The 22,427-nt window shown below is 75.7% G+C and carries 22 protein-coding genes and 1 pseudogene; 4 read left to right on the forward strand and 19 right to left on the reverse strand.

Annotated elements, in window-relative coordinates:
* A pseudogene (locus tag ABD994_RS08875) lies at positions 1–345 on the forward strand (hypothetical protein); the annotation flags it as partial.
* A 101-nt stretch (positions 346–446) separates the two neighbouring features.
* Here the strand turns inward: ABD994_RS08875 and aroB are convergent.
* The 14 genes from aroB to ABD994_RS08945 form a co-directional block, all read right to left on the reverse strand.
* The gene (gene aroB, locus ABD994_RS08880; protein WP_345413122.1) at positions 447–1,544 is read right to left on the reverse strand and encodes a 3-dehydroquinate synthase; all 1,098 of its coding nucleotides are present in this window, start codon (positions 1,542–1,544) and stop codon (positions 447–449) included.
* The gene (locus ABD994_RS08885; protein WP_345413125.1) at positions 1,534–2,061 is read right to left on the reverse strand and encodes a shikimate kinase; all 528 of its coding nucleotides are present in this window, start codon (positions 2,059–2,061) and stop codon (positions 1,534–1,536) included. Before ABD994_RS08885 ends, aroB begins: the two co-directional genes overlap by 11 nt.
* Complete coding sequence (gene aroC, locus ABD994_RS08890; RefSeq protein WP_345413127.1) at positions 2,058–3,269, reverse strand: chorismate synthase; 1,212 nt, start codon at positions 3,267–3,269, stop codon at positions 2,058–2,060. The genes ABD994_RS08885 and aroC overlap by 4 nt, the downstream gene beginning before the upstream one ends.
* A 19-nt stretch (positions 3,270–3,288) precedes the next feature.
* Positions 3,289–3,924, reverse strand: a complete 636-nt coding sequence (locus ABD994_RS08895) for a prepilin peptidase (protein ID WP_345413129.1) — start codon at positions 3,922–3,924, stop codon at positions 3,289–3,291.
* A gap of 292 nt (positions 3,925–4,216) precedes the next feature.
* On the reverse strand, positions 4,217–5,092 hold the full coding sequence (locus ABD994_RS08900; RefSeq protein WP_345413131.1) for a shikimate dehydrogenase: 876 nt from the start codon (positions 5,090–5,092) through the stop codon (positions 4,217–4,219).
* 7 nt (positions 5,093–5,099) lie between these two features.
* Entirely contained in the window at positions 5,100–6,608 is a 1,509-nt protein-coding gene (locus ABD994_RS08905; RefSeq protein WP_345413133.1) for an endolytic transglycosylase MltG, read from the reverse strand.
* A gap of 47 nt (positions 6,609–6,655) precedes the next feature.
* Entirely contained in the window at positions 6,656–7,099 is a 444-nt protein-coding gene (ruvX, locus tag ABD994_RS08910) for a Holliday junction resolvase RuvX (protein WP_345413136.1), read from the reverse strand.
* 28 nt (positions 7,100–7,127) lie between these two features.
* The gene (gene alaS / locus ABD994_RS08915) at positions 7,128–9,797 is read right to left on the reverse strand and encodes an alanine--tRNA ligase (RefSeq protein WP_345413140.1); all 2,670 of its coding nucleotides are present in this window, start codon (positions 9,795–9,797) and stop codon (positions 7,128–7,130) included.
* Positions 9,798–9,853: 56 nt separating this feature from the next.
* Complete coding sequence (locus ABD994_RS08920; protein ID WP_345413143.1) at positions 9,854–10,159, reverse strand: hypothetical protein; 306 nt, start codon at positions 10,157–10,159, stop codon at positions 9,854–9,856.
* Positions 10,156–10,548, reverse strand: a complete 393-nt coding sequence (locus ABD994_RS08925; RefSeq protein WP_345413145.1) for a DUF948 domain-containing protein — start codon at positions 10,546–10,548, stop codon at positions 10,156–10,158. Before ABD994_RS08925 ends, ABD994_RS08920 begins: the two co-directional genes overlap by 4 nt.
* Positions 10,549–10,700: 152 nt before the next feature.
* A complete protein-coding gene (locus ABD994_RS08930) occupies positions 10,701–11,504 on the reverse strand; it encodes a hypothetical protein (protein WP_345413149.1) in 804 nt (267 codons plus the stop codon).
* 186 nt (positions 11,505–11,690) lie between these two features.
* Positions 11,691–13,142, reverse strand: coding sequence for a replication-associated recombination protein A (locus ABD994_RS08935; protein WP_345413152.1), 1,452 nt, complete (start codon positions 13,140–13,142; stop codon positions 11,691–11,693).
* Positions 13,139–13,579, reverse strand: coding sequence for a hypothetical protein (locus ABD994_RS08940; protein ID WP_345413154.1), 441 nt, complete (start codon positions 13,577–13,579; stop codon positions 13,139–13,141). The genes ABD994_RS08935 and ABD994_RS08940 overlap by 4 nt, the downstream gene beginning before the upstream one ends.
* Positions 13,579–14,457, reverse strand: a complete 879-nt coding sequence (locus ABD994_RS08945) for a polysaccharide deacetylase family protein (RefSeq protein WP_345413156.1) — start codon at positions 14,455–14,457, stop codon at positions 13,579–13,581. The genes ABD994_RS08940 and ABD994_RS08945 overlap by 1 nt, the downstream gene beginning before the upstream one ends.
* Positions 14,458–14,510: 53 nt before the next feature.
* Here ABD994_RS08945 and ABD994_RS08950 point away from each other — a divergent pair, with 53 nt between their 5' ends.
* Both ABD994_RS08950 and ABD994_RS08955 read left to right on the forward strand, forming a co-directional pair.
* Positions 14,511–14,990, forward strand: a complete 480-nt coding sequence (locus ABD994_RS08950; RefSeq protein WP_345413158.1) for an Lrp/AsnC family transcriptional regulator — start codon at positions 14,511–14,513, stop codon at positions 14,988–14,990.
* Between the two features lie 53 nt (positions 14,991–15,043).
* Positions 15,044–16,213: an aminotransferase class I/II-fold pyridoxal phosphate-dependent enzyme gene (locus ABD994_RS08955; RefSeq protein ID WP_345413160.1), complete on the forward strand. Its 1,170-nt coding sequence runs from the start codon at positions 15,044–15,046 to the stop codon at positions 16,211–16,213.
* Positions 16,214–16,253: 40 nt separating this feature from the next.
* On the opposite strand, the gene ABD994_RS08960 is transcribed toward ABD994_RS08955, so the two are convergent.
* Positions 16,254–17,039 carry an isocitrate lyase/PEP mutase family protein gene (locus tag ABD994_RS08960; protein WP_345413162.1) on the reverse strand — a complete coding sequence of 262 codons (786 nt, stop codon included), beginning with the start codon at positions 17,037–17,039 and terminating at the stop codon, positions 16,254–16,256.
* Between the two features lie 138 nt (positions 17,040–17,177).
* Between ABD994_RS08960 and ABD994_RS08965 the strand changes: the two genes are divergently transcribed.
* Entirely contained in the window at positions 17,178–17,843 is a 666-nt protein-coding gene (locus tag ABD994_RS08965) for a DinB family protein (RefSeq protein ID WP_345413165.1), read from the forward strand.
* 5 nt (positions 17,844–17,848) lie between these two features.
* On the opposite strand, the gene ABD994_RS08970 is transcribed toward ABD994_RS08965, so the two are convergent.
* From ABD994_RS08970 to ABD994_RS08985, 4 genes are all read right to left on the reverse strand, one after another.
* Positions 17,849–19,093 (reverse strand): hypothetical protein, encoded by a 1,245-nt coding sequence (locus ABD994_RS08970; protein ID WP_345413168.1) that lies wholly within the window; start codon positions 19,091–19,093, stop codon positions 17,849–17,851.
* A gap of 13 nt (positions 19,094–19,106) precedes the next feature.
* Positions 19,107–20,081, reverse strand: coding sequence for a DUF389 domain-containing protein (locus tag ABD994_RS08975; protein ID WP_425550043.1), 975 nt, complete (start codon positions 20,079–20,081; stop codon positions 19,107–19,109).
* Positions 20,082–20,088: 7 nt separating this feature from the next.
* Positions 20,089–21,936 (reverse strand): aspartate--tRNA ligase, encoded by a 1,848-nt coding sequence (gene aspS / locus ABD994_RS08980; RefSeq protein ID WP_345413171.1) that lies wholly within the window; start codon positions 21,934–21,936, stop codon positions 20,089–20,091.
* A 70-nt stretch (positions 21,937–22,006) separates the two neighbouring features.
* Positions 22,007–22,417, reverse strand: coding sequence for a PPOX class F420-dependent oxidoreductase (locus ABD994_RS08985; protein WP_345413173.1), 411 nt, complete (start codon positions 22,415–22,417; stop codon positions 22,007–22,009).
* Positions 22,418–22,427: the final 10 nt, after the last annotated feature.

Below are 22,427 nucleotides of genomic sequence, written 5' to 3' on the forward strand. Positions count from 1 at the left end.
CGCGTGGCCACCGAGGGCCCCCGGGGCGCCGAGGTCGCCGAGCGCGAGCGCATGCCCGAGGCCCCGCGCCTCGCCGGCCAGCGGCGGGCGTCGAGGGTGCGGGCCGGCGGCGCGCCCGCCGAGCCCGTCTCGTCGCCGTTCGGTGCGGAGGCGTCGGCCCCGGCGCCGCGCGGGCGCTCCGACGTGCCCGAGTCCGTCGAGCCCCCGGTCGTCGCCGTCCTCCCGTCGTTCCCCCGCCCCGGCGGGCGGTTCGACCCCACGGGCGAGCAGCCGGTCGTGGACCCCGCCCCCGAGCCGGAGGAGCCGCCCCGCCGGCGCTTCGGCCTGCGGCGCCCGAAGGACTGAGGCGTTCGTTCGCCCGCTCCTCGACGAACGAACGGCGCTCTCGCTGCTTCGGTGGCAGCGAGAGCGCCGTTCGTGTCTCCGGTGGGTGCTCGGGCGGGCGCTCAGCGGGCGAGCGCCGCGTAGGCGGCGGCGAGGTCCCCCGAGTCGGGGCCCTCGAGGCGGCCGGGCTGCGCGAGGCCGTCCAGCACGACGAAGCGCAGGAGCGCGCCACGGGACTTCTTGTCCACGCGCATGGTGTCGACGAGCTCGTCGAACGCGTCGGCGGGATAGGTCGTCGGGAGCTCCACCGAGCGCAGGACCGCCGCGTGCCGGTCGGCGGTGGCGTCGTCGAGACGCCCGACGCGGCGGGCGAGCTCCGCGGCGAACACCAGCCCCACCGACACCGCCTCGCCGTGCCGCCACCGGTAGCGCTCGCGGCGCTCGACGGCGTGCCCGAGCGTGTGGCCGTAGTTGAGGATCTCGCGCAGGTGCGACTCGCGCAGGTCGGCCGCGACGACGTCGGCCTTGACGCGGATCGAGCGCACGACCAGCTCGGCGAGGACGTCGCCCGCCGGGTCCAGCGCCGCCACGGGGTCGGCCTCGACGAGGTCGAGGATCGCGGGGTCGGCGATGAAGCCGGTCTTGACCACCTCGGCCAGGCCGGCGGCCAGCTCGGGGCGGGCGACCGTGGCGAGGGCGTCGAGGTCCGCGACCACGGCGGCGGGCTCGTGGAAGGCGCCGACGAGGTTCTTGCCGGCGCCGGTGTTGATGCCCGTCTTGCCGCCGACGGCCGCGTCGACCATCGCCAGCAGGGTGGTGGGCACGTGCACCACCCGGACCCCGCGCATCCAGGCCGCGGCGACGAAGCCGACGAGGTCGGTGGCCGCCCCGCCACCGACGGCGACGAGGGCGTCGGAACGGGTGACGCCGAGCCGGCCAAGCTCCTCCCAGCAGCGTCCGGCGGTGGCGAGGTCCTTGCCGTCCTCGCTGGCCGGCAGCACGAGCAGGTGCGTGCGGGTGCCCGCGGCCTCGAGGGCGTCCCGGATCGCCGTGGCCACGCCCTCGACCGCGGGCTGGTGGCAGACGACGACGGTGGCGGTGCCGGCGAGTGTCTCGGCGACGGCGCCGGTGACGCCCCGGCCGACGACGACGTCGTACGGCGCGCCGCTCGCGACGCGGATCCGCTGCTCGGCGGCGCTGTCGACGCTGTCAGCGCGCACGGTCCGCGGCCTCCGGCGCCAGGGCGGCGACGATCATGTCGACCACCGCCTCGGGAGCGAGGTCGTCGGTCGCGACCTCGAGGCGCGCGACCGACCGGTACACCGGCAGGCGCTCGGTCAGCAGCGCGGAGAACGTCGCCCGCGGGTTGACCCCCGCCAGGAGGGGCCGGGCCGTCGACAGCCCGACCCGCCGGACGCCGGCGGCGAGCCCGACGGCGAGGAAGACCACGGCGTGGCCCTCGAGCAGATCGCGGACCGCCTCGGTCATCACCGCGCCGCCGCCGAGCGCGAGCACGCCGTCGTGGTCGGCGAGCGCCTGCGCGACGGCGTCGCGCTCGAGCGCGCGGAAGGCGGGCTCGCCGTCGGTGAGGAAGATGTCGCTGATCTCGCGACCGGCCGAGGCCTCGACGATCGTGTCGGTGTCGGTGAACGGGACGCCGAGCCGCTCGGCCAGCAGCGTCCCGACCGTCGACTTGCCGGCCCCGGGCGGCCCGACCAGCACCGCGACGGGGCTCACTCCGGGCTCCGCAGCAGGTGCGGGTCGATGGCGCCGGTGTACGCCTCGAGGTTGCGGCGGGTCTCGCGCAGCGAGTCGCCACCGAACTTCTCCAGCGCGGCGTCGGCCAGCACGAGCGCCACCAGGGCCTCGGCGACCACCCCGGCCGCCGGCACCGCGCAGACGTCGGAGCGCTGGTGGTGCGCCGTCGTGCCCTCGCCGGTGACGACGTCGACGGTGTGCAGCGCCTTCGGCACGGTCGAGATCGGCTTCATGGCCACCCGCGCGCGCAGCGGCTCACCGTTGGTCATGCCGCCCTCGATGCCGCCGGCGCGGTTGGTGCCGCGGGCGACCCCGGTGTCGCGCGCGCCGCGATGGATCTCGTCGTGGGCGGCGGAGCCCCGGCGGCGCGCGGTGGTGAACCCGTCGCCGATCTCCACCCCCTTCATCGCCTGGATGCCCATCAGCGCGCCGGCGAGGCGCGCGTCGAGGCGGCGGTCGGCCTGGACGTAGGAGCCCAGGCCCACGGGCAGCCCGTGCGCGACGACCTCGACGACCCCGCCCAGGGTGTCGCCGTCCTCCTTCGCCGCGTCGACCTCCGCCACCATCGCGGCCGTCGAGGCCTCGTCCACCGCACGCACGGGGCTGGCGTCGATGCGCTCGCCGTCGCCCGGCATCGGGATGGCGTCCGGCGTCGCGTCGGCGGTGCCGAGGCTGGCCACGTGCGAGAGCACCTCGACGCCCAGGGCCTGCGCGAGGAACGCCTTGGCGACCGCGCCCAGCGCGACCTTCGCCGCGGTCTCGCGGGCGCTCGCGCGCTCGAGCACCGGGCGGGCTTCGTCGAAGTCGTACTTCGTCATACCGGCGAGGTCGGCGTGCCCGGGACGGGGACGCGTCAGCGGCGCGTTGCGGGCCCGGCCCTCGAGCAGCACGGGATCGACGGGATCGGCCGACATGACCGTCTCCCACTTGGGCCACTCGGAGTTGGCGATCCGGATCGCCACCGGGCTGCCCAGCGTCACCCCGTGACGCAGGCCCCCGGACAGCTCGATCTCGTCGGCCTCGAACGCCATCCGCGCGCCCCGGCCGTAGCCCAGCCGCCGGCGGGCGAGCTCCGCCGCGATCTCCTTCGAGCTCACCGACACGCCCGCGACCATGCCCTCGAGCACCGCCGTCAGCGCCGCCCCGTGCGACTCTCCCGCCGTCAGCCACCGCAACACGGCACCCATCGTTCCACGTCACCGTCGATCACCCGGCCGTCAGGGACACGGTGAGCACCACCCAGGCCGCGAGCAGCAGCGGCGGGGCGTACGGAACGGCCGCCGGACGGCCGCGACGGGTGAGTGTCGAGGCCGTGACCAGGGCGAGGACTCCCATCGCGGCGAGCACCGGGACCACCGCCGCCGCGCCCGCCGAGGCGGCGGCGAGGGGCACGCCGACCGCCGGGGCCAGCTTGACGTCGCCGGCCCCGAGCGCCCGGGGCGCGGCGAGGTGCACCGCGGCGAGGGCGCCGCCCAGCAGCACGCCGCCGAGCAGGCCGGCGCCGGTCGCCGGGAGCCCGAGCGGGAGCACGGAGACGAGCGCGAGCACCGTCGCCGGCCGCGTGAGGGCGTCGGGCAGCCGCCGGGCCGCGAGGTCGGCCGCGCTCGCGGCGACGACGAGCAGGCCCAGCCCGAGCCAGGCGGGCAGCCATGCCGTGGCGACCACGCCCTCGGCCACCAGCCCGCACGGCACCGCCCAGAGCACCGCGAGCGCCATCGCGCACGGCACGACCGGCACCAGCACCCCGCGCCGCATCCGCGCCAGGGCGACCCGCACCACCACACCGACGAGCGCGCCCGCTCCCCCGCCCGCCAGCGCCGTCACGACCGTTCCGCTGTCCACGTCGTCGAGCGTGCGGGCCCGCCCGCTCGGCCGTCACGCACCGCTCGCTGGCCTGGGGACGCATCCGGGCGATGGGGACGGCGGACGGAGCAGCGACGCCGGTTGTGGACGCCCAGCCCGCCGACGACACCGACCGGCGTGTCGCGCCGGCGAGGATGTGGCGATCCTGGCCCCCGACGCCAGCAATGCCGCGTTGCTCGCAGTCCCCGGTGATCGTGGCGGCTTTTCTGACGTTGAACGTCAGCGGTCCAACACAGCACGCCGATAGGGCCACGCTGACAAGCCCCGTCGCTCAGTCCGGGAGAGGGAGGAGGGGGGTGTCGGTCGTGGTCCGGAGTGCCTCGTGCATCGCCGCCCGGGGGGCCGGGTGGCCCGTGAACTGCTCGACCTGGCCGAACGCCTGGTGCAGGAGCATGTCGAGCCCGGTGGCGACGGCCAGGCCCCGGGTGGCGGCCGCGGCGGCCAGGGGTGTGGGCCACGGGTGGTAGACGGCGTCCAGGACGACCGCGCCGGCCGGGACGGCGTCGAGGACGAACGCCGCGCGCGCCGCGTCCACCGACCCCGCGGGGGTGGTGTTGACGACGGCGAGGGCGCGGGCGAGGTCGTCGGGCGCGAGCGACGCCCACGGCACCGCGCGCACGCACAGCCCGAAGGCCCGGGCGACGGCCAGGGTCGGCTGGGCGCGGGCGGGGTCGCGGACCACGAGCACCACCTCGCCGACGCCCAGCTCCGCCAGCCCGCCGAGCGCCGCGCCCGCCGTGGCGCCGCTGCCCAGAACCACCGCGGGGCCCGGAGCGATCCCGGCCGCCCGCAGCGCGCCCGCGACGCCGTCGAGGTCCGTGCAGTCGGCCGCCCAGCCGCCCTCGCGGCGCACGAGCGTGTTGGCCGCCCCCACCCGCCGGGCGCGCGGCGAGGCCGCCGACGCCACCTCCAGCGCCGCCCGCTTCCCCGGCATCGTCACCGACAGCCCCGCCCACGACGCGTCGAGGCCCGCCACGAACCCCGGGAGCTCCTCGGCCGTGCACTCGATCGCCTCGTACGTCCAGCCCCCGAGCCCGAGCGCGGCGTAGGCGGCCCGGTGCAGCACCGGCGACCGGGAGTGGGCGACCGGGGAGCCGAGGACGGCGGCCCGGGAGACGGAGCGCAGCGGAGCTCGACCCTTCAGCACGGCACCGTCAGTAGACCCCGCGCTCCTGCGCGAGGCGGCGGTTGGCGTCGTGCTCGTCCGGGGTCACCGCGAAGCAGGAGATCCCGTCGGTCTGGCACTTCACGAAGTACACCCACGGCCCCGGCTCCGGCGCGAGGGCCGCGCGCAGGGCGTCGGGGCTGACCGCGCCGATGGGGGTCGGGGTCAACCCGAGGTTGAGGTACGTGTTGTACGGCCCGGGCCGCGCGCGGTCGAACGGGCTGGTCAGGAGGGTCTGGCGGTCGAGGGGATAGTTCACCGTCGAGTCGAACTGGAGGCGCATCGGCACCGCCAGCCGGTTGACGATGACGCGCGCGACCTTGCCGAAGTCGGCGGCCACGCCCTCCCGCTCGGCCAGCGACGCGACGATCAGCGCGTCGTAGGGCTGCACGCCCGCGGCGTCGGCCTGCGCGACCAGTCCCCCGCTCTCCAGGCGCGGGACCGAGGCGCGCACGACCTCCGCCAGCGCGTCGCGCGCCGACGTGCCGGGGGCGACGTCGTAGGTGCCGGGCGCGAGCAGCCCCTCGAGGCGGCGGGCCGGCTCGGCGCGGCGCACGGGGTCGAGTGCCCAGGAGGGCACGCCGAGATCGGCGGGGTCGGTGTCGGCCATCGCCGCGCGCAGGTCGGCCACCGACGCGCAGCGCTCGGCGCCGGCCTCGTCGACGGTGCACGTGGCGCGCGAGATCAGCGACAGGACTCCGGGCACGGTGGTGTTGTCCTGGCCGAGGGTGTCGTCGAGCTGGGTGCCGCTGCGGATCTCCAGGCGGCCGACGCGGGTGGCCGGGTCGAGCAGCGCCGTGACAGCGCCCGCGGCGGACATCTGGCGGCGCAGCTCGTAGAAGCCGGGCTGGATGCCGCGCCCGCCCGGGTTCTCCTCGGCGGCGTCGCCGAACGCCCGGGCCGAGGCGACGACGTCCTCGCGGACGAGGTCCTCGCCGATCTCGCGGGTGGACGACCCGTCGGCGACCTGCACGACGACCCGCCCGCTGCCCGGCCCCTCGTAGTCGGGCGGGAACAGGACCGGCCAGAGGTCGCGGGCCGCGAACACCCCGCCGACCAGGGCGAGCACGAGCACGGCCGCGACCGCCGGCCACAGCAGCCGCCGGCGCCGGGGGCCGCGGCCCTCCGGGAACGCCTCGGTGACGGGGTCGCCGCCGCGCGGCGGCGGGTCGTCGCCGAGCAGCCAGCCCGGGTCGGCCTCCGGCTCCGCCGGCTCCCGCGCGTCCTCGGGGACCGCCGACGTCTCCGTGACGGCGTCCCCCTCGGGAGGCGCGGACGGCGGGCCCGAGCGCCTCGAGGGCCCGGAAGGTCCCGAGGGCTCCGACGGCCGCCGCCAGGACGCGGCGACGTGGCGGTCGGTCTGGGCGTCCGGGTGCCCGCCCGGATGCGGGTGGCCGCCGGGACGCCCGGCGACGGTCCGCCGGACCGGCGGCGTGCCGGGCGCGGGCCGCGCACCGGCGGGGCGCCCGGCGACGGACCGCCCGTTCGCCGGCGCCATCTGGATCAGACGGGGACGCCCCTCCCCCGGACCGTGCGGACGTCCGCTCACAGGTCCCCCGCGGGGCCGGGGGCAGCGTCACGGGCACGGCGGGCGTCGAGGTACCCCTGCAGGATGCCGACGGCCGCGGCCTGGTCGATCACGCGGCGCTGCTTGCGGCCCTTGACGCCGCGGTCGGACAGCGCCCGGGTCGCGGCGACGGTGGTGAGGCGCTCGTCGGACAGCACGACCGGCACGGCACGTCCGCCGAGCCGCTGCGTGAGCGCCGCGGCGTAGTCCCGCGCCGTCTGCGCGGCCGGGCCGTCCCGGCCGGCCAGCGTGCGGGGGAGCCCCACGACCACCTCGACCACCTCGTGCTCGTCGACGAGCGCCACGAGCCGGTCCAGGTCGGTACCGGCCCCTGCATCGTGATCGAGCGTAACGAGCGGTGTGGCGAGCACCCCGCCGGGATCCGACAGGGCGACGCCGACGCGCACGCTGCCGACGTCCACCCCGAGACGACGACCGTTCACCGACGCGTCAGCCGCCAGCGCGGGCCACCTCCGCCCGCAGCGCGGCGACGGCGTCGTCGATGCCGGCCACCCCGCTGCCCCCGCCCTGGGCGAGGTCGGGCTTGCCGCCACCGCGGCCGTTCACCGCCGGCGCGAAGGCCTTGACCAGGTCACCGGCGGCCAGGCCGCGGTCCCGGGCGCCCTCGGTGGTGGCCACGACGAACGACAGCTTGTCGCCGTCGGGGGCGAAGAGGGCGACGACGCCGGGGCGCCCCTGGAGGCGACCGCGGACGTCCCCGGCCAGCGAGCGCAGGTCCCGGCCGCCGACGCCGTCGGGGGTGCGGGCGGCGACCAGGGCGATGCCGCCCACGTCCTCGGCGGAGTCGGCGAGCGACCCGGCCGAGGAGAGCACCTCGCGGGCCCGGATCGTCTCCAGCTCCTTCTCGGCGGCGCGCAGCCGGTCGACCACCCCGGAGATGCGCTCGGGCAGCTCCTCGGGCTGGGCGCGGAACTGCTCGGCGAGCTGGTTCACCAGCACGTGCTCGCGGGCCAGGTACCGGAAGGCGTCGATGCCCACCAGCGCCTCGACGCGCCGCACGCCCGAGCCCACCGAGCCCTCGGAGAGCAGCTTGACCAGGCCGAGCTGCCCGGTGCGTCCGACGTGGGTGCCGCCGCAGAGCTCGCGGGAGTAGTCGCCGATGTCGACGATCCGGACGCTGTCGCCGTAGCGCTCGCCGAACAGGGCGATGGCGCCGAGCTTGCGGGCCTCGTCCATCGACGTGACGTACGGGCGGACCTCGTCGTCGCCGAGCAGCACCGAGTTGACCTCGTCCTCAACGTCGGCGAGCACCGTGGCCGGCACCGCCCCGCCCGGCGAGGTGAAGTCGAACCGCAGCCGGCCGGGAGCGTTGAGCGACCCGGCCTGCGCGGCGGCGTCCCCGAGGGCGCGGCGCATGCCGGCGTGCACGAGGTGGGTGGCCGTGTGCGAGCGCGAGATGGCGTGGCGGCGCTCGACGTCCACCTCGGGCTGGACCGTGGCGTCCCGGACGGCCTCGCCCGAGACGACGCGCCCGCGGTGGACCTCCAGGCCCGGCACCGGCGTCTGGACGTCGTCGACCTCGATGACGAACCCGTCGCCGACGATGCGGCCGGTGTCGGCCTGCTGCCCGCCGCCCTCGGCGTAGAACGGCGTGCGGTCGAGGATGACCTCGACGCGGCGCCCCTCGCCGGCGCTGAACACCGACTCGCCGTCGGCGATCAGCCCGACGATGGTGGCGTCGGCGTGGAGCAGCTCGTAGCCCAGGAACTCCGTCAGCCCGGAGCGCTCGAGGACCTCGCGGTAGGCGTGGGCGTCCCCGCCGCCGGTCTTGCGGGCCTTGGCGTCGGCCTGGGCGCGGGCGCGCTGCTCGTCCATCAGCGAGCGGAAGGCGCCCTCGTCGACCTGCAGGCCCGCCTCGGCGGCCATCTCCAGGGTCAGGTCGATGGGGAAGCCGTACGTGTCGTGCAGGGCGAAGGCGCTGGCGCCCGGGATCGTGGTGCCGCCGCCGGCGCGGGTGTCGGCCACGGCGTTCTCGAAGATCTTCGAACCGGTGGCCAGCGTGGCGAGGAAGGTCTCCTCCTCGGCACGCACCACGGCGGCGATGCGCTCGTAGGCGGTGACGAGCTCGGGGTACGACGGCCCCATGGCGTCGCGGACGACGCCGACGAGGTCGACCAGCACCGGCTCGGTGCACCCGAGGATGCGCGCGTTGCGGACCACGCGGCGCAGCAGGCGCCGCAGCACGTAGCCGCGGCCCTCGTTGCCCGGGGTCACGCCGTCGCCGATCACCATCGCGGCCGTGCGGACGTGGTCGGCGATGACGCGGAAGCGCACGTCGTCGGCCGGGTCGGCGCCGTAGCGGCGACCGGTCAGCTCCTGGGTCCGGTCGATCACCGGCCGCAGCAGGTCGGTCTCGTAGACGTTGTCGACGCCCTGCAGCAGGAACGCCACGCGCTCGACGCCGAGGCCGGTGTCGATGTTCTTCTGCGGCAGCTCGCCCACCGGCGCGGCCCCGTACTTCGGGCTGTCGGCACCGCGGACGTCCTGCATGAACACGAGGTTCCAGATCTCGACGTAGCGGTCCTCGTCGGCGACGGGGCCGCCCTCGAGGCCGTGCTCCGGCCCGCGGTCGTAGTAGATCTCCGAGCAGGGACCGCCGGGGCCGGGGATGCCCATGTCCCAGTAGTTGTCGCGGCCGTCGCGGCGCTGGATGCGTTCGAGCGGCAGCCCGGCGACCTCCTGCCACAGGCGCTCGGCCTCGTCGTCGTTCTCGTAGACCGTCACCCAGATCCGCTCGGGGTCGAAGCCGTACCCGCCGTCGTCGAGGCTGCCGGTGATCAGCGACCAGGCGTGGCGGATCGCGCCTTCCTTGAAGTAGTCGCCGAAGGAGAAGTTGCCCGCCATCTGGAAGAACGTGTTGTGGCGGGTGGTGTGGCCGACGTTCTCGATGTCGCCGGTGCGCACGCACTTCTGGATCGACGTGGCCGTGCGGTACGGGGCCGGGGCGTCACCCAGGAAGTACGGCTTGAACTGCACCATCCCCGCGTTGACGAACAGCAGCGTCGGGTCGTCGAGGATGAGGGAGGCACTGGGGACGGGGGTGTGACCGGCGTTCTCGAAGTGGGCGAGGAAGCGCCGGCGGATCTCGTGGGTCTGCACGTCTGTCCTGCTCGGGAGAGGTGTGGACGGGGTCGCGAGAGGCGCGGGGGCAGGCCTCAGCGGGCGTGCGAGGCTCCCCGCCGGGGCGCTCGCGCGTGGCGGGCCGACGTCGGCGTGTCGTCGGGCCGCAGCGGGATCTCGGTCGTGTCCTCCACCATGGCGTACAGCTCCTCGGAGCGTTCGTTCATTCCGGCGCGCACCTCGGCGCCGAACGCCCCGAGCCCGGCGCCGAGCTCGCGCAGGCCCTCGCCGAGGCTCGTGCCGATCCCGGACGGCGTGGCCTTCTGCGTGAGCTCGTTGACCTTGCGGGTGGCGGTGACGCCGACGGCGACGCCGACGCCCACCCAGAACAGACGCTTCATGCGCGGACACTCCGCTTCGACTTCTTCGGCGGTGCGTTCTTCAGCCTGCGCGCCTGCTGGGCCTTGCGCAGCCCGTAGGACAGCGCGGCGACCTTGACCAGCGGGCCGCCCAGCGTGGCGGTGAACAGCGTGGTCAGCGCCTTCGTGTTGGCCGCGACGGCCTGGGCGCTGGCCGTGACGCCGTCGACGCGCTCGAGCTGGGTGTTCACCGTCGTCAGCGTGACGTTCGCGTCGTTCAGCAGCGGTTCGGTGCCCTCGTGGGCCTTGCGGATGGCGATGGTCGCCTCGTCGAGCGTGCGCCCGAGCTTGACCAACGGGATGGCGAGCAGCACCACCAGGATCACGAACGCCACCGCGGCGATGATCGCCGCGATCTGGCCGACCGACATCGGTCTCCTCCTCGGGTGCTGGGTCTCCTGACAGGTCCCCGGACCGACGCCCGCGACACCCCCCGAAGGGGGTACGACGGGCGACACCTGGCGCAGGTGGCGGCAGGTTACCGGGCAGTGGTCCGGTGATCAGCACCGGTCAGCGGCACCGGTCAGCAGGGCGGCAGCCCCAGCCCACCGCGGTAGGGCGGGGCCAGGTACACCTCCGAGATGTAGCCGATGCGCCCGTCCGGGGCCCGGGCCCCGAGCCACAGGGCCGAGACCGCGGCGTTCGGGTTCTGCCCGATGCTGGTCGACGTCAGGTCGGCGTTGGTGATCGCGTCGCCCGAGAGCTGGCAGACGGCGACGAACGTGGCGCCGCTCCCCACCTCGGTGCCGGGGATCTTGCAGCCGGGCTGCCGCGCGCAGTAGGCGACCGGACGCGTCCCCAGGTACGACGGCGTGCTGTCCTCCACGAGGCCGCCGGGCCCGATCGCGACGCGGTTCTGGACGACGACGGTACGGGTGGGCGCGGGCCGGGCGGCGAGGACGACGGCGAGCGCGGTCGCGAGCCCGGCCACCAGCACGACGAGGACGGCGAAGGCCGCGATCTCGGCCCGGCGGCGGGCGCTGCGCCGGGGCGGGGACGCCGGGGCCGGGTCGGGCGGGGCGGGGGCCGGCACCGGCGTGGACGCGGGCTCCGGCGCCGTCGGGCCGGTCGATCCCGCGTCGCGCAGGCGGGCGTGGCGCACCCGCCAGCCGTCGACGTCGTCGGCGTCGGTGCCGACGGCGGCGAGCACGTCGGTGACGAGGTCGACGTTGGGCAGCCCGGGCCCCCGCGTGGCCGCCGCGATCGTCGACTTCCCCCACCCGGAGAGCTGCTCGGCCCGGCGGAACGACACCCCGTGACGCTGCAGCGCGTCCAGGAAGTCGGCGCAGAAGCGGGCGGGTGAGTCGACGGGGCCAGGCGCCGTCACCGGACCCCCGGGAGACGGTCGGCGCGTTCCCGCAGGTCGGCGCTGTCCGGGCGGCGTCCCGGACAGCGGCGGACACGGGGTCGCGAACGCGCGGCGATCACGTCGGGAAGGCTACGACGGCGGGCCCGGGTGTTCACCTCGCCGACGTCGTCCACGGACGCTTCCGGGGGGCGCGTCCGCGGTGCGTCACCGCCCGGGCCCGCCCCCCGCGTCGCCGGCGGACCCGCTCGCCGCCCCGCCCCGCACGACCTCCCGCAGCCGCGCCAGGCGCTCGGCCCGCGCCCGCTCGTCGCCGCGGCCCGGCGGTCGGTAGTAGTCGCGGCCGACGAGCTCGTCGGGCGGGTACTGCTGGGTGACGACCCCCGCCCGCTCCGCGTGCGGGTAGACGTACCCGACGGCGTTGCCGAGCTTCTGCGCGCCGGCGTAGTGCCCGTCGCGCAGGTGCGGCGGCACCGGGCCCGCGGCCCCGGAGCGGACGTCGCCCATCGCCTCGTCGATCGCGGTGATGACGGCGTTGGACTTCGGCGCGGTGGCGAGGTGGATGGTCACCTGCGCGAGGTTGATCCGGGCCTCCGGGAGCCCGATCAGCGCCACGGCCTGCGCGGCGGCGACGGCGGCGGGCAGCGCGGTGGGGTCGGCGAGCCCGACGTCCTCGCTGGCGTGCACCACGAGCCGGCGGGCGATGAACCGCGGGTCCTCCCCCGCGACGATCATGCGGGCGAGGTAGTGCAGCGCGGCGTCCGGGTCGGAGCCGCGGATCGACTTGATGAACGCCGAGATGACGTCGTAGTGCTGGTCGCCGGCGCGGTCGTAGCGCACGGCCACCTCGTCGACGACGCGCTCGACGTCGGCGAGCGTGATCTCGCCGGCGTTCCCCACGGCGTCGGCCGCGGCCTCCAGCGCCGTCAGCGAGCGGCGGCCGTCCCCGGCGGCGAGGCGCACGAGGTGGGCGCGGGCGTCCGGGTGCAGCGTCACCGCACCGCCCAGGCCCCGCGGGTCGGCGACGGCGCGGTCGAGCAGCGTGCCCACCGCGTCGTCGTCGAGGGCGTGCAGGCCGAGCACGAGGCTGCGGCTCAGCAGCGGGGCCACGACCGAGAAGCTCGGGTTCTCCGTGGTGGCGCCGACGAGCAGCACCACCCGGTCCTCGACGGCGGCCAGCAGCGCGTCCTGCTGGGTGCGCGAGAAGCGGTGGATCTCGTCGATGAACAGCACCGTGCGGCGCGGCTCGGCGGCCGCCAGGCGCCGGCGGGCGACCTCGATGACCCCGCGGACCTCCTTGACCCCCGCGTTGAGCGCGCTGAGGGCCTCGAACGCGCGGCCGGTGGCCTGCGAGATGAGCCGGGCGAGCGTCGTCTTGCCGGTGCCGGGCGGGCCGTGCAGCAGCACCGACGCGGGCGCAGCCCCCTCGACGAGGCGGCGCAGCGGGGCGCCGGGGGCGAGCAGGTGGTCCTGGCCGACGACCTCGTCGAGGCTCGCCGGACGCATCCGGACCGCCAGCGGGGCCGCGACGCCGCTCGTGGGCGCGGGCCGGTCCTCGACGACGCCCCGCGTCACGGGACGGTCCGGGTCGGGGCCCGCCGGCGCGGCCGGCGCGGAGGACTCAGCCGCCTCGACCTCGAACAGCCCGTCCTCGCTCATGCCCCGAACGGTACTGACGCCCCCGACACGCCCCAGCCGACGGACGGGCGCGGGACGACGTCGACCGGGACGTGCCCGTGGGCCAGCACGCGGCGCGGCGCGCCCGGGTCGGGCCCGGACAGGACGACGGGGCCGTCGAGCGCGAGCACCGAGGCGGCGACGAGGGCCTCGGCGAGGGCGAGGTCCTCCCCCGGTGCCGCGCCGGCCAGCACCCCCGCGTCACGACCGCGCGCCACGACCTCGTCGATGCTGCGGGCCGGGGCCAGCGCGCCCTGCGGTGCGGCGACGGTGTAGCCGCCGGCCCAGGGCGCGACGCGCCAGCGCCGCAGGCGGCCGGTCAGGGCGGCGGCGAGGCGCCGGGACGTTGCGGGGTCGCGGGCCCCGACGGTGTCCTCCCACGGCGCCCGGACCCGGCCCGACCCGCAGGCCCCGCACATCAGGAGCGGGGATTCCGGGCGACGAAGTCCTGCGCGATCTCGTCGAACGTCACCCAGCGGACCCCGTCGTGGCCGTTGATGTGCTCGATGAGCCGTTCGAGGGCCAGCAGCACCTGGGGGCGCCCGGAGACGTCGGGGTGGACCGTCATGGTGAAGGCCGCGTAGTCGCACTCGCGGTGGGTCCAGTCGAACTGGTCGCGCCACATCTGCTCGATGTCGCGCGGGTTGACGAAGCCGTGGCTGTTCGGGCTGCCCTTGATGAACATCATCGGCGGCAGGTCGTCGAGGTACCAGTTCGCCGGGATCTCGACGAGGTCGGTCTCGGTGCCCCGCTCCAGGGGCTTCATCCAGGTCTCCGCGGGCTGGTCGTAGTCGATCGGGGTCCAGGAGTCGCCGACGCGCACGTAGTAGGGCGTGACGTCGCGGTGCATCAGCGAGTGGTCGTAGCGGATGCCGCGGTCGAGCAGGATCTCGTTGGTGACGCGGCTGAACTCCCACCACGGCGCGACGTAGCCGGTGGGCCGGCGGCCGCTGCGGCGCTCGATGAGCTCGACGCAGTAGTCGAGGATCGTCTCCTCCTGCTCGCGGCTCATGGCCAGCGGGTTCTCGTGGCTGTAGCCGTGCACGCCGATCTCGTGGCCGGCCGCGACGCACGCGTCGAACTCGTCGGGGAAGGTCTCCACCGAGTGCCCGGGCCAGAAGAACGTCTGGGTCATGTCGTGGCGGCGGAACAGCTCCATCAGCCGCGGCACGCCGACCTCGCCGGCGAACAGCCCGCGCGAGATGTCGTCCGGCGAGTCCTGCCCGCCGTACGAGCCGAGCCAGCCGGCGACGGCGTCGACGTCCACCCCGAACGCGACGAAGATCTCCTTGGCCATGGGTGCTCCTCCGTGTCCCGACGCCCTGTGCGATCGACGACTAGGGTTCCCCCATGCGCGAGATCCTCAGCGTGCTCGAGGCCGACGCCCGTGCGACCCCCGACCGCATCGCGGCGCTCACGGGGATCGCGGAGGACGAGGTGCGCGCGCAGATCGCGGCGTGGGAGGCCGACGGTGTGATCCGGCGGTACAAGACCGTCGTGGACTGGGACCGCGCGGGCGACTCCCGCGTCACCGCCTTCGTCGACGTCACCGTGGCCCCGGAGCGCGGCCGCGGGTTCGACGACGTGGCCGAACGGATCGCGAAGTTCCGCGAGATCCGGGCGGTGCACCTGGTCAGCGGCGCGCAGGACCTGCGGGTCGAGGTCGAGGGGGCCTCGATGAAGGAGGTGGCCGACTTCGTGGCCCAGAAGCTCTCGGGCGTCGACCGCGTCACCGCCACCAGCACGCACTTCCTGCTGCGGCGCTACAAGGACGACGGCCAGCTGCTCACCGATCCCGAGCCGGACCAGCGGTTGTCGGTGATGCCGTGATGGCCAGGACACGTAGCGATCAGGGGGAGCACGCCGATAGGGGAGCTGGACCGTTGACGCCGCCACAGAAGCCGTTCTCCCGGGTCGTCGAGGCGATCCCGCCGTCGGGCATCCGGAAGTTCTTCGACCTCGCCCAGACGATGAAGGGCGTGATCACCCTCGGCGTCGGCGAGCCGGACTTCCCGACGCCGTGGGGCGTGCGGGAGACCGCGATCCACGCGCTGACGCGCGGGGCGACGACGTACACGGGGAACTCCGGGCTGCCGGAGCTGCGCGAGCTGATCTGTGCCGACCTCGCCGCCCGGCACGGGACGACCTACTCGCCCGACGACGAGTGCCTGGTGACCTCGGGGGTGTCCGAGGGGCTCGACCTCACGCTGCGGGCGCTGCTCAACCCGGGCGACGAGGTGATCGTCCCGGAGCCGTCGTACGTCGCCTACCAGCCCTGCGTGGCGTTCGCGGGCGGCGTCCCGGTGCCCGTGGCCGCGGACCCGGCGCAGGGCTACCGCCTGGACGCCGAGCGGATCGCCGCGGCGGTGACGCCGCGGACGAAGGCGGTGCTGTTCGGGTCGCCGTCCAACCCGACGGGCGCCGCGCAGTCCGCCGAGGACCTCACCGCGCTGGCGGCGCTGGCCCGGCGCGAGGACTTCTGGCTGATCAGCGACGAGATCTACGACCGGCTGACCTACACCGGCACGCACACCAGCACCGCCGCCGTCCCCGGCGCGTGGGAGCGCACGGTGGTGCTCAACGGGTTCTCGAAGTCCTACGCGATGACGGGCTGGCGCGTCGGCTACGTCTGCGCGCCCGCGCCCCTCGCGGCGCTGATGCACCGCATCCACCAGTACACGATGCTGTGCGCCCCGCACGTCAGCCAGGTCGCGGCGATCGAAGCGCTGCGCAGCGCCGACGCCGACGTCACCGAGATGGTGGCCGACTACGACCGGCGCCGGCGGCTGTTCGTGAAGGGTCTCGACGAGCTGGGGCTGACCTGCCCCGAGCCCGGCGGCGCGTTCTACGCGTTCCCCTCGATCCGCGCGAGCGGCCTGTCGTCGCAGGACTTCGCCGAGCAGCTGCTCGCCGAGCAGAAGGTCGCCGTCGTGCCCGGCGACGTCTTCGGCCCGTCGGGCGAGGGCCACGTCCGCTGCTCCTACGCCACCGCCCTCCCCCTGCTCGAGGAGGCCCTCGAGCGCATCGGCACCTTCCTCGCCGCACGTGCGTGATCTTCCGAGCCATCGCTCAGAAGATCACGCACGTAGGGGGTCAGTTGAGCTTGCGGGTGCCCTCGGGCAGGCCGCCGCCGGCGTAGGCGTCCTCGGCCAGCGTCGCCAGCGCCGTCAGGGCGACGTTCTGGCTCCACGGGCCGAACGAGCAGCGCGCGACGCCCAGCTCGCCGAGGCGCCGCGTGCCCGGCATTCCCGGCACCCCGATGACGTTGACGTTGCGCTCGCCGAGCTCGGCGACCAGGGCCTGGATCGTCTCCTCGGACAGCTTGCCGGGGACGAAGAAGCTGGTGGCGCCGGCCCCGAGGTAGGCGCGGCCGCGCTCGATCGCGTCGTCGAGGATGACCTTCGGGTCGCGGTCGCCGCCGCGAACCCAGGCGTCGGTGCGGGCGTTGAGGGCGAACGGCACCCCCGCGGACTCCGCCGCGGCGACGGCCGCCTCGACGGCCCGCACCGACTCGGACAGCGGCTTGAGCTGGTCCTCCAGGTTGGCGCCCACGATGCCGACGTCGATGGCACGGGCGATCGTGCCGCCCGGGTCGCCGTAGCCGGCCTCGAGGTCGGCGGTGACGGGCAGCTCGGTCTGCCGGGCGATCAGGCCGACCTCGGCGATCATCTCGTCGCGCGGGATGACCTCCCCGTCGGGGTAGCCGCGCGAGGCGGCGATGCCGTGGCTGGCGGTGGCCAGCGCCTTCGTGCCGGGGATGTTCGCGACCGTCGTCGCGGTGATCGCGTCCCAGACGTTGACGACCACGAGCAGCTCGGGATCGGTGTGCAGACGGCGCAGCTCGGCGCCCTTCGTTGCGGTGCTGTCGGGGGTGCTCATGCACGATCCCTACACCCGTGCGGTCGCGTGGGGCGCTCCCCGGCGAGGAGCGCCACTCCCGGGAATGATTGCTGCCTGTGGTGCCGGTCACATAGGGTCGAGCGGCGACGCTGACGAGCGACACGGGCGGCGAGGCCGATGGACGATGCGACGCGGGCGGTGCTCGAGCTCTGGGACGTGGCCGAGGACGCCGTCGCCGGGCTGCGGGCCGACGACTGGACCCGACCGGCCCCCGGCCCCGAGCCCACGGTCGGCGACCTCGTCGCCCACCTCGCGGGCGTCCACGGCGGCACGCACTACGCGGCGCCGGACCGGCTCGTGTCCGCCCTGGCCGGCGCCCGCCGACGCACCGCGCTGCGGCTCGACGGCCGCCCGCCGGGTGACCGCGCGCTCGGCGCTGAGAGTCTCGACCTCTGCCTGCACGCCCACGACCTCACGACGGCGCTCGCCGCCCCGGTCGACCTCGCCGACCACGCGGCGGCGACGGTCGAGGCGTGCCGGCTGGTGATCGAGATGGCGCCGCGGCTGCTCGTCGCCGCCCTCGGGGCGCGCGACGCGACCGTGCGGCTCGTGGTCCGCCGCCCCGGCGGCGGCGTCGCGCTGGAGCGCACCGTCCACGTCGCCGGCGGGCGCATCACCGGCGGTGCCGACACGTCGGCCGACGTCGTCGAGATCGACGCCGACGCCCTGCTGCTCCTGCTCGCCGGCCGGCGGCGGGCCGAGACGCTGGCCGCGGCGGGCGCCGCGGCGTGGCACGGGGACGCGGCGGACGCCTTCGTGCACCGCGCGCGGCTGGTGGACTGACCCGCTCAGCGCCCCGTGAACGCCGGGTAGGGCGGCAACGCGACGTCGCCGCCGTGGCGGCCGAGCGCCCCGACGACCGCCGCCGCCAGCTCGGCCGTGGACACGCGCGCTGACCGCTCGGCGTCGACGCCGAGGCGCCGCCACAGCGCGCTGAGCACGGCCGGGGCGTCGACGCCCGGGTCGGCGACGACGACGCGGGACGGGCGCTCCGCGGCGGGGGCGCCGACGACCCCCGGCAGCAGGGCGCGCGTCGCCAGCCACACCCACAGCGTCTCGGCCGCCAGCAGCCGGTCGCGCAGGACCTCGCCGTCGGCGAGCTCGCTCCACACCGGCGTCAGCTCGGCCTGCCACGCCGCGACCATCGCCTCGGCCATCCCGGGCGGCTGGGCGTGCGCCGGGCCGCCGCTGGGCAGCGGCAGGCGCAGCGCCGCCCCGGTGAGGGCGACGTCGCGGAAGCAGGCCCACTCGAAGTCGAGGAACCGGGAGCCGCTGCCGGTGATGAGGCAGTTGTCCGGGCGGATCTCGGCGGGGCTGAACGCCCGGGCGCCCGAGCCGCCGAGCAGGCGCGCCGCGGCGCGGGCCTCGGCCACCGAGGCGGGCGCGGCCTCGACGCGCAGGAGCTGGGCGAGCTGGTCGGGCACCTCGGCGAGCGCCGCGCGGGCGTCGTCGGCCAGCGGGTCGCGCCACTGGCGCTCGCCGAAGCGGCGCAGCAGGGCCCCGAAGTCGTGCTCGCGTCCCGCGGTGGCGGCCTGCATGCGGCCGAGCGCGCGGGCCCAGCCGAGCAGGGCACGCTCGGCCGCCTTGTCGTCGCGCTCCTCGAGCCGATCGGCCAGCGTCGCGCACCGGCCGAGGTCCTCGAGCACCAGCAGCCGGTGGGTCGGATCGTTGGCCACGAGCATCGGGCTGGCCCGCTCCTCCGACGGCATGGCCGTCAGCAGCTGGCAGGACGCGGCCTCGTAACGGAAGCGGTCGGCGCTCTGCTCCCCGGCGCCGGGGGCGTCGAGGTAGTGCTTGAGCACGAGCGTGCGCGGCAGCGAGAACGGGTTCTCCGCGACGCGCACCCGCACCACGAGCGACCGGGCGCTGCCGCCCAGGTCCTCCGCGTCGGCGAGGCGCACCGTGGCCCCGTGCCGGCGGGTGAGCAGCTCCTCGGCCAGCGCGACGGCCCGGGTGACGGCGTCGCCGTCCCCTCCGGCGTCGGTGGCGTGGCCGTCGGAGGTGCCCGCGTCGTCCGTCGTCAGGGGAGCCATCAGCCGGAGGACTCTACCCGCCGGCGCCCTCGATCGGGGGTCGGTCGGGCACGACCTTCCGCCGGGACCGGTCGTGGCGCGTGGCCCGCACGACCGTCAGGACGACGATCCCGGCGACGACGATGCCCACCACGTTGACCACCAGCTGCGCCAGCGAGCCGGCCGCGCGGGACCACTCCCCCAGGACCGCGGCGACGGCCGCGAAGCCCGCCGCCGGCACCGTCGTCACCGAGATGAACACCCCGACCAGCACCCCGGAGCTCTCCCCCGCCACCAGCGCGACCATGCCGGCCACCCCGGCGAGCAGCGCGACGACCAGCGAGAACGGACCGACCTGGTAGACGAACTCGACGCCGGACAGGTCGGTCAGGGTGTCCTCGGGGACCAGGTCGACCGCGTCGGCGCCGACCCCGGCGAGCGCGGTGACGACGAGCGCGATCGCGAAGCCCGCACCCAGCGCCAGCGCCGCCGAGCGGGCGAGCGGGCCGTCCCGGCGCACGGCGGCCACCGCCAGCGCGGCCAGCGGGCCGAACTCCGGCCCGAGGACCATCGCGCCGACCACCGTCACCGGCGAGTTGGTGACGACGCCGATCGCACCGAGCAGGCAGGCGATCGTCAGCATGATGACGAAGGTGACCGAGAGCCGGGCGCCCTGGCCGGTCCGCGCGAGCAGCTCGTCCCACACGACCGCGTCCACACCCTCGCCGGGCGCCGCCTCCTCGGCCCGCTCGGCGGCCTCCGAGACGACGGTGTCCAGGGTCTCCAGCACCATGCCACCGCGCCGGGCGCAGCCCAGCGCGCGCAACTGCTCCAGGACGTCGTCGACGGCCTCCCGCGCGACGTCGGCCTCGACGACGTCCCCGGCCGGGTCCACCGCTGCTCCGCGCAGCCGCACGACGTGGACCACCCCGGCCTCCGCCGTGAGCACGGCGAGCACCCGGTCCGCGAGGTCGTCGCCCTCCGGGCAGAGCACCCGCAGGCGGTTCACGGCGGCGTCAGGCCTGGGGGTCCTGGGGGTCCTGCACCGGACGCTCCTGCGGCTTGACCGGGGCCGCCGGCCTGGTCTGCGTGCCCGGTGCCGGGGCGTCGACGCCCGCCTCCTTGCGCTGCAGCGCGGTGATCGGCGCGGGCGCCGCGGTGAGGGGGTCGTACCCCCCGCCGGTCTTGGGGAAGGCGATGACCTCGCGGATCGAGTCGACGCCCGCCAGCAGCGCGCAGATGCGGTCCCAGCCGAAGGCGATCCCACCGTGCGGGGGTGGCCCGTAGGCGAACGCGTCGAGCAGGAAGCCGAACTTCTCCTGCTGCTGCTCGGGCGACAGCCCCATCAGCGCGAACACCCGCTCCTGCACGTCGCGGCGATGGATACGGATGGACCCCCCGCCGATCTCGTTGCCGTTGCAGACGAGGTCGTAGGCGTAGGCCAGGGCGTGCGCGGGGTCGTCCTCGAACCGGTCGATCCACTCGGGCGTGGGCGAGGTGAACGCGTGGTGCACCGCGGTCCACTGACCCTCCCCGACCGCGACGTCGTCGGTGCTGCCGGCGGCCTCGAACAGCGGGGCGTCGACGATCCAGACGAACGACCACGAGCCCTCGGGCACGAGGTCGAGGCGGCGGGCGATCTCGCCGCGGGTGGCGCCGAGCAGGGCGCGCGCGGCGGGGGCCTCGCCGGCGCCGAAGAAGATGCAGTCGCCCGGGTTCGCGCCGGCCGCCTTGGCCAGGCCGTCGCGCTCGGCGTCGGTGATGTTCTTGGCAACGGGGCCGGTCAGCGTGCCGTCCTCGCCGACCAGCACGTAGGCCAGGCCCTTGGCGCCGCGCTGCTTGGCCCAGTCCTGCCAGCCGTCGAGGGTCCGGCGCGGCTGGGAGGCGCCGCCGGGCATGACGACCGCGCCGACGTAGGGCGCCTGGAACACGCGGAACGGGGTCTCGGCGAAGTACTCGGTGAGGTCGGTGAGCTCGAGGTCGAAGCGCAGGTCCGGCTTGTCCGAGCCGTAGCGGGCCATGGCCTCGGCGTAGGGCATGCGCGGGATCGGGGTCTCGATGGTGTGCCCGCCGAGCTCGGACCACAGCGCCGTGATCACGGCCTCGCCGAGGGCGATGACGTCGTCCTGGTCGACGAAGCTCGCCTCGATGTCGAGCTGGGTGAACTCGGGCTGGCGGTCCGCGCGGAAGTCCTCGTCGCGGTAGCAGCGCGCGATCTGGAAGTAGCGCTCCAGCCCCGAGACCATGAGCAGCTGCTTGAACAGCTGCGGCGACTGCGGCAGCGCGTACCAGCTGCCCGGGCGCAGGCGGGCCGGCACGAGGAAGTCGCGCGCGCCCTCGGGGGTGGAGCGGGTCAGCGTCGGGGTCTCGACCTCGACGAACTCGCGATGCGACAGGACGTCCCGGGCGATCTTGTTGGCCCGGCTGCGCAGGCGCAGCGCCGACGCGGGGCCCTCGCGGCGCAGGTCCAGGTACCGGTAGCGGAACCGGGCGTCCTCGCCGACGCCGGCACCCTCCGAGCCGTGCTCCTCGAGCTGGAACGGCAGCGGGGCGGACTCGGACAGCACGGTCAGGGCCGTCGCGCTGACCTCGACCGCGCCGGTGGCCAGCTCGGCGTTCTCGCTGCCCGCCGGCCGCTGCTCGACCACACCGGTGATCTGGACGCAGAACTCCGCCCGCAGCCGGTGCGACTCCGCGGCCACGTCGCCGAGCCGGAACACCACCTGCACGACGCCCGACGCGTCACGCAGGTCGATGAACACCACGCCGCCGTGGTCGCGGCGGCGGGCCACCCATCCGGCGAGGGTGACCGTGGCGCCGACGTGCTCGGCGCGCAGCGTGCCGGCGGGGTGCGTGCGCATCATCTGGGGTGGTGCTCCTGGATCGGGTCGACAACCGTGGCCCTCAGGCTATCGACCGCGGACCACCCCGAACTCACCCGCTGACGTCGGGCCCGGCGCGGTCGAGGTGCACCCGCACCAGCACCCGGCGCTCGCGGCGCATCGCCTCGTCGTACTCGTCCCAGTCGGGGTGCTCCCCCGTGACCTGGCGGTAGTAGGCGCGCAACCCGTCGAGCGCGTCGGGGAGCTCGACGATCTCGACGTCGCCCTCGACCTGGATCCAGCGCCCGAAGAAGCCGTCGGGCAGCACGCAGAGCCACGCGCGGGCCTCGCGCCGCAGGTTCTTCGTCTTGACGGCCGTCTCGCGGGTGCTGATCGTCGCGACACCGTCGTCGTCGACGCCGACCGCCACCGGCGAGAGCTGGGGCGCGCCGTCGCGCCGCCGGGTGGCCAGTACCGCGTGGTGCTGCTCGCGCAGCACCTGCCGCGCCTCGTCCAGGTCCATGACCTCGAGG

The organism is Actinomycetospora chlora (assembly GCF_039542135.1).
Lineage (GTDB): Bacteria > Actinomycetota > Actinomycetes > Mycobacteriales > Pseudonocardiaceae > Actinomycetospora > Actinomycetospora chlora.

Excerpts from the sequence above, each read along its gene's own strand:
- ABD994_RS08905 (WP_345413133.1), bottom strand. The coding sequence starts at position 6,608 with ATGGCGCCGGCGAACGGGCGGTCCGTCGCCGGGCGCCCCGCCGGTGCG.
- ABD994_RS08985 (WP_345413173.1), bottom strand. The coding sequence starts at position 22,417 with ATGGACCTGGACGAGGCGCGGCAGGTGCTGCGCGAGCAGCACCACGCG.
- ABD994_RS08970 (WP_345413168.1), bottom strand. The coding sequence starts at position 19,093 with ATGGCTCCCCTGACGACGGACGACGCGGGCACCTCCGACGGCCACGCC.
- ABD994_RS08920 (WP_345413143.1), bottom strand. The coding sequence starts at position 10,159 with ATGAAGCGTCTGTTCTGGGTGGGCGTCGGCGTCGCCGTCGGCGTCACC.
- ABD994_RS08960 (WP_345413162.1), bottom strand. The coding sequence starts at position 17,039 with ATGAGCACCCCCGACAGCACCGCAACGAAGGGCGCCGAGCTGCGCCGT.
- ABD994_RS08940 (WP_345413154.1), bottom strand. The coding sequence starts at position 13,579 with ATGTGCGGGGCCTGCGGGTCGGGCCGGGTCCGGGCGCCGTGGGAGGAC.
- ABD994_RS08935 (WP_345413152.1), bottom strand. The coding sequence starts at position 13,142 with ATGAGCGAGGACGGGCTGTTCGAGGTCGAGGCGGCTGAGTCCTCCGCG.
- aspS (WP_345413171.1), bottom strand. The coding sequence starts at position 21,936 with ATGATGCGCACGCACCCCGCCGGCACGCTGCGCGCCGAGCACGTCGGC.
- aroC (WP_345413127.1), bottom strand. The coding sequence starts at position 3,269 with ATGGGTGCCGTGTTGCGGTGGCTGACGGCGGGAGAGTCGCACGGGGCG.
- ABD994_RS08965 (WP_345413165.1), top strand. The coding sequence starts at position 17,178 with ATGGACGATGCGACGCGGGCGGTGCTCGAGCTCTGGGACGTGGCCGAG.
- ABD994_RS08950 (WP_345413158.1), top strand. The coding sequence starts at position 14,511 with ATGCGCGAGATCCTCAGCGTGCTCGAGGCCGACGCCCGTGCGACCCCC.
- ABD994_RS08925 (WP_345413145.1), bottom strand. The coding sequence starts at position 10,548 with ATGTCGGTCGGCCAGATCGCGGCGATCATCGCCGCGGTGGCGTTCGTG.
- ABD994_RS08945 (WP_345413156.1), bottom strand. The coding sequence starts at position 14,457 with ATGGCCAAGGAGATCTTCGTCGCGTTCGGGGTGGACGTCGACGCCGTC.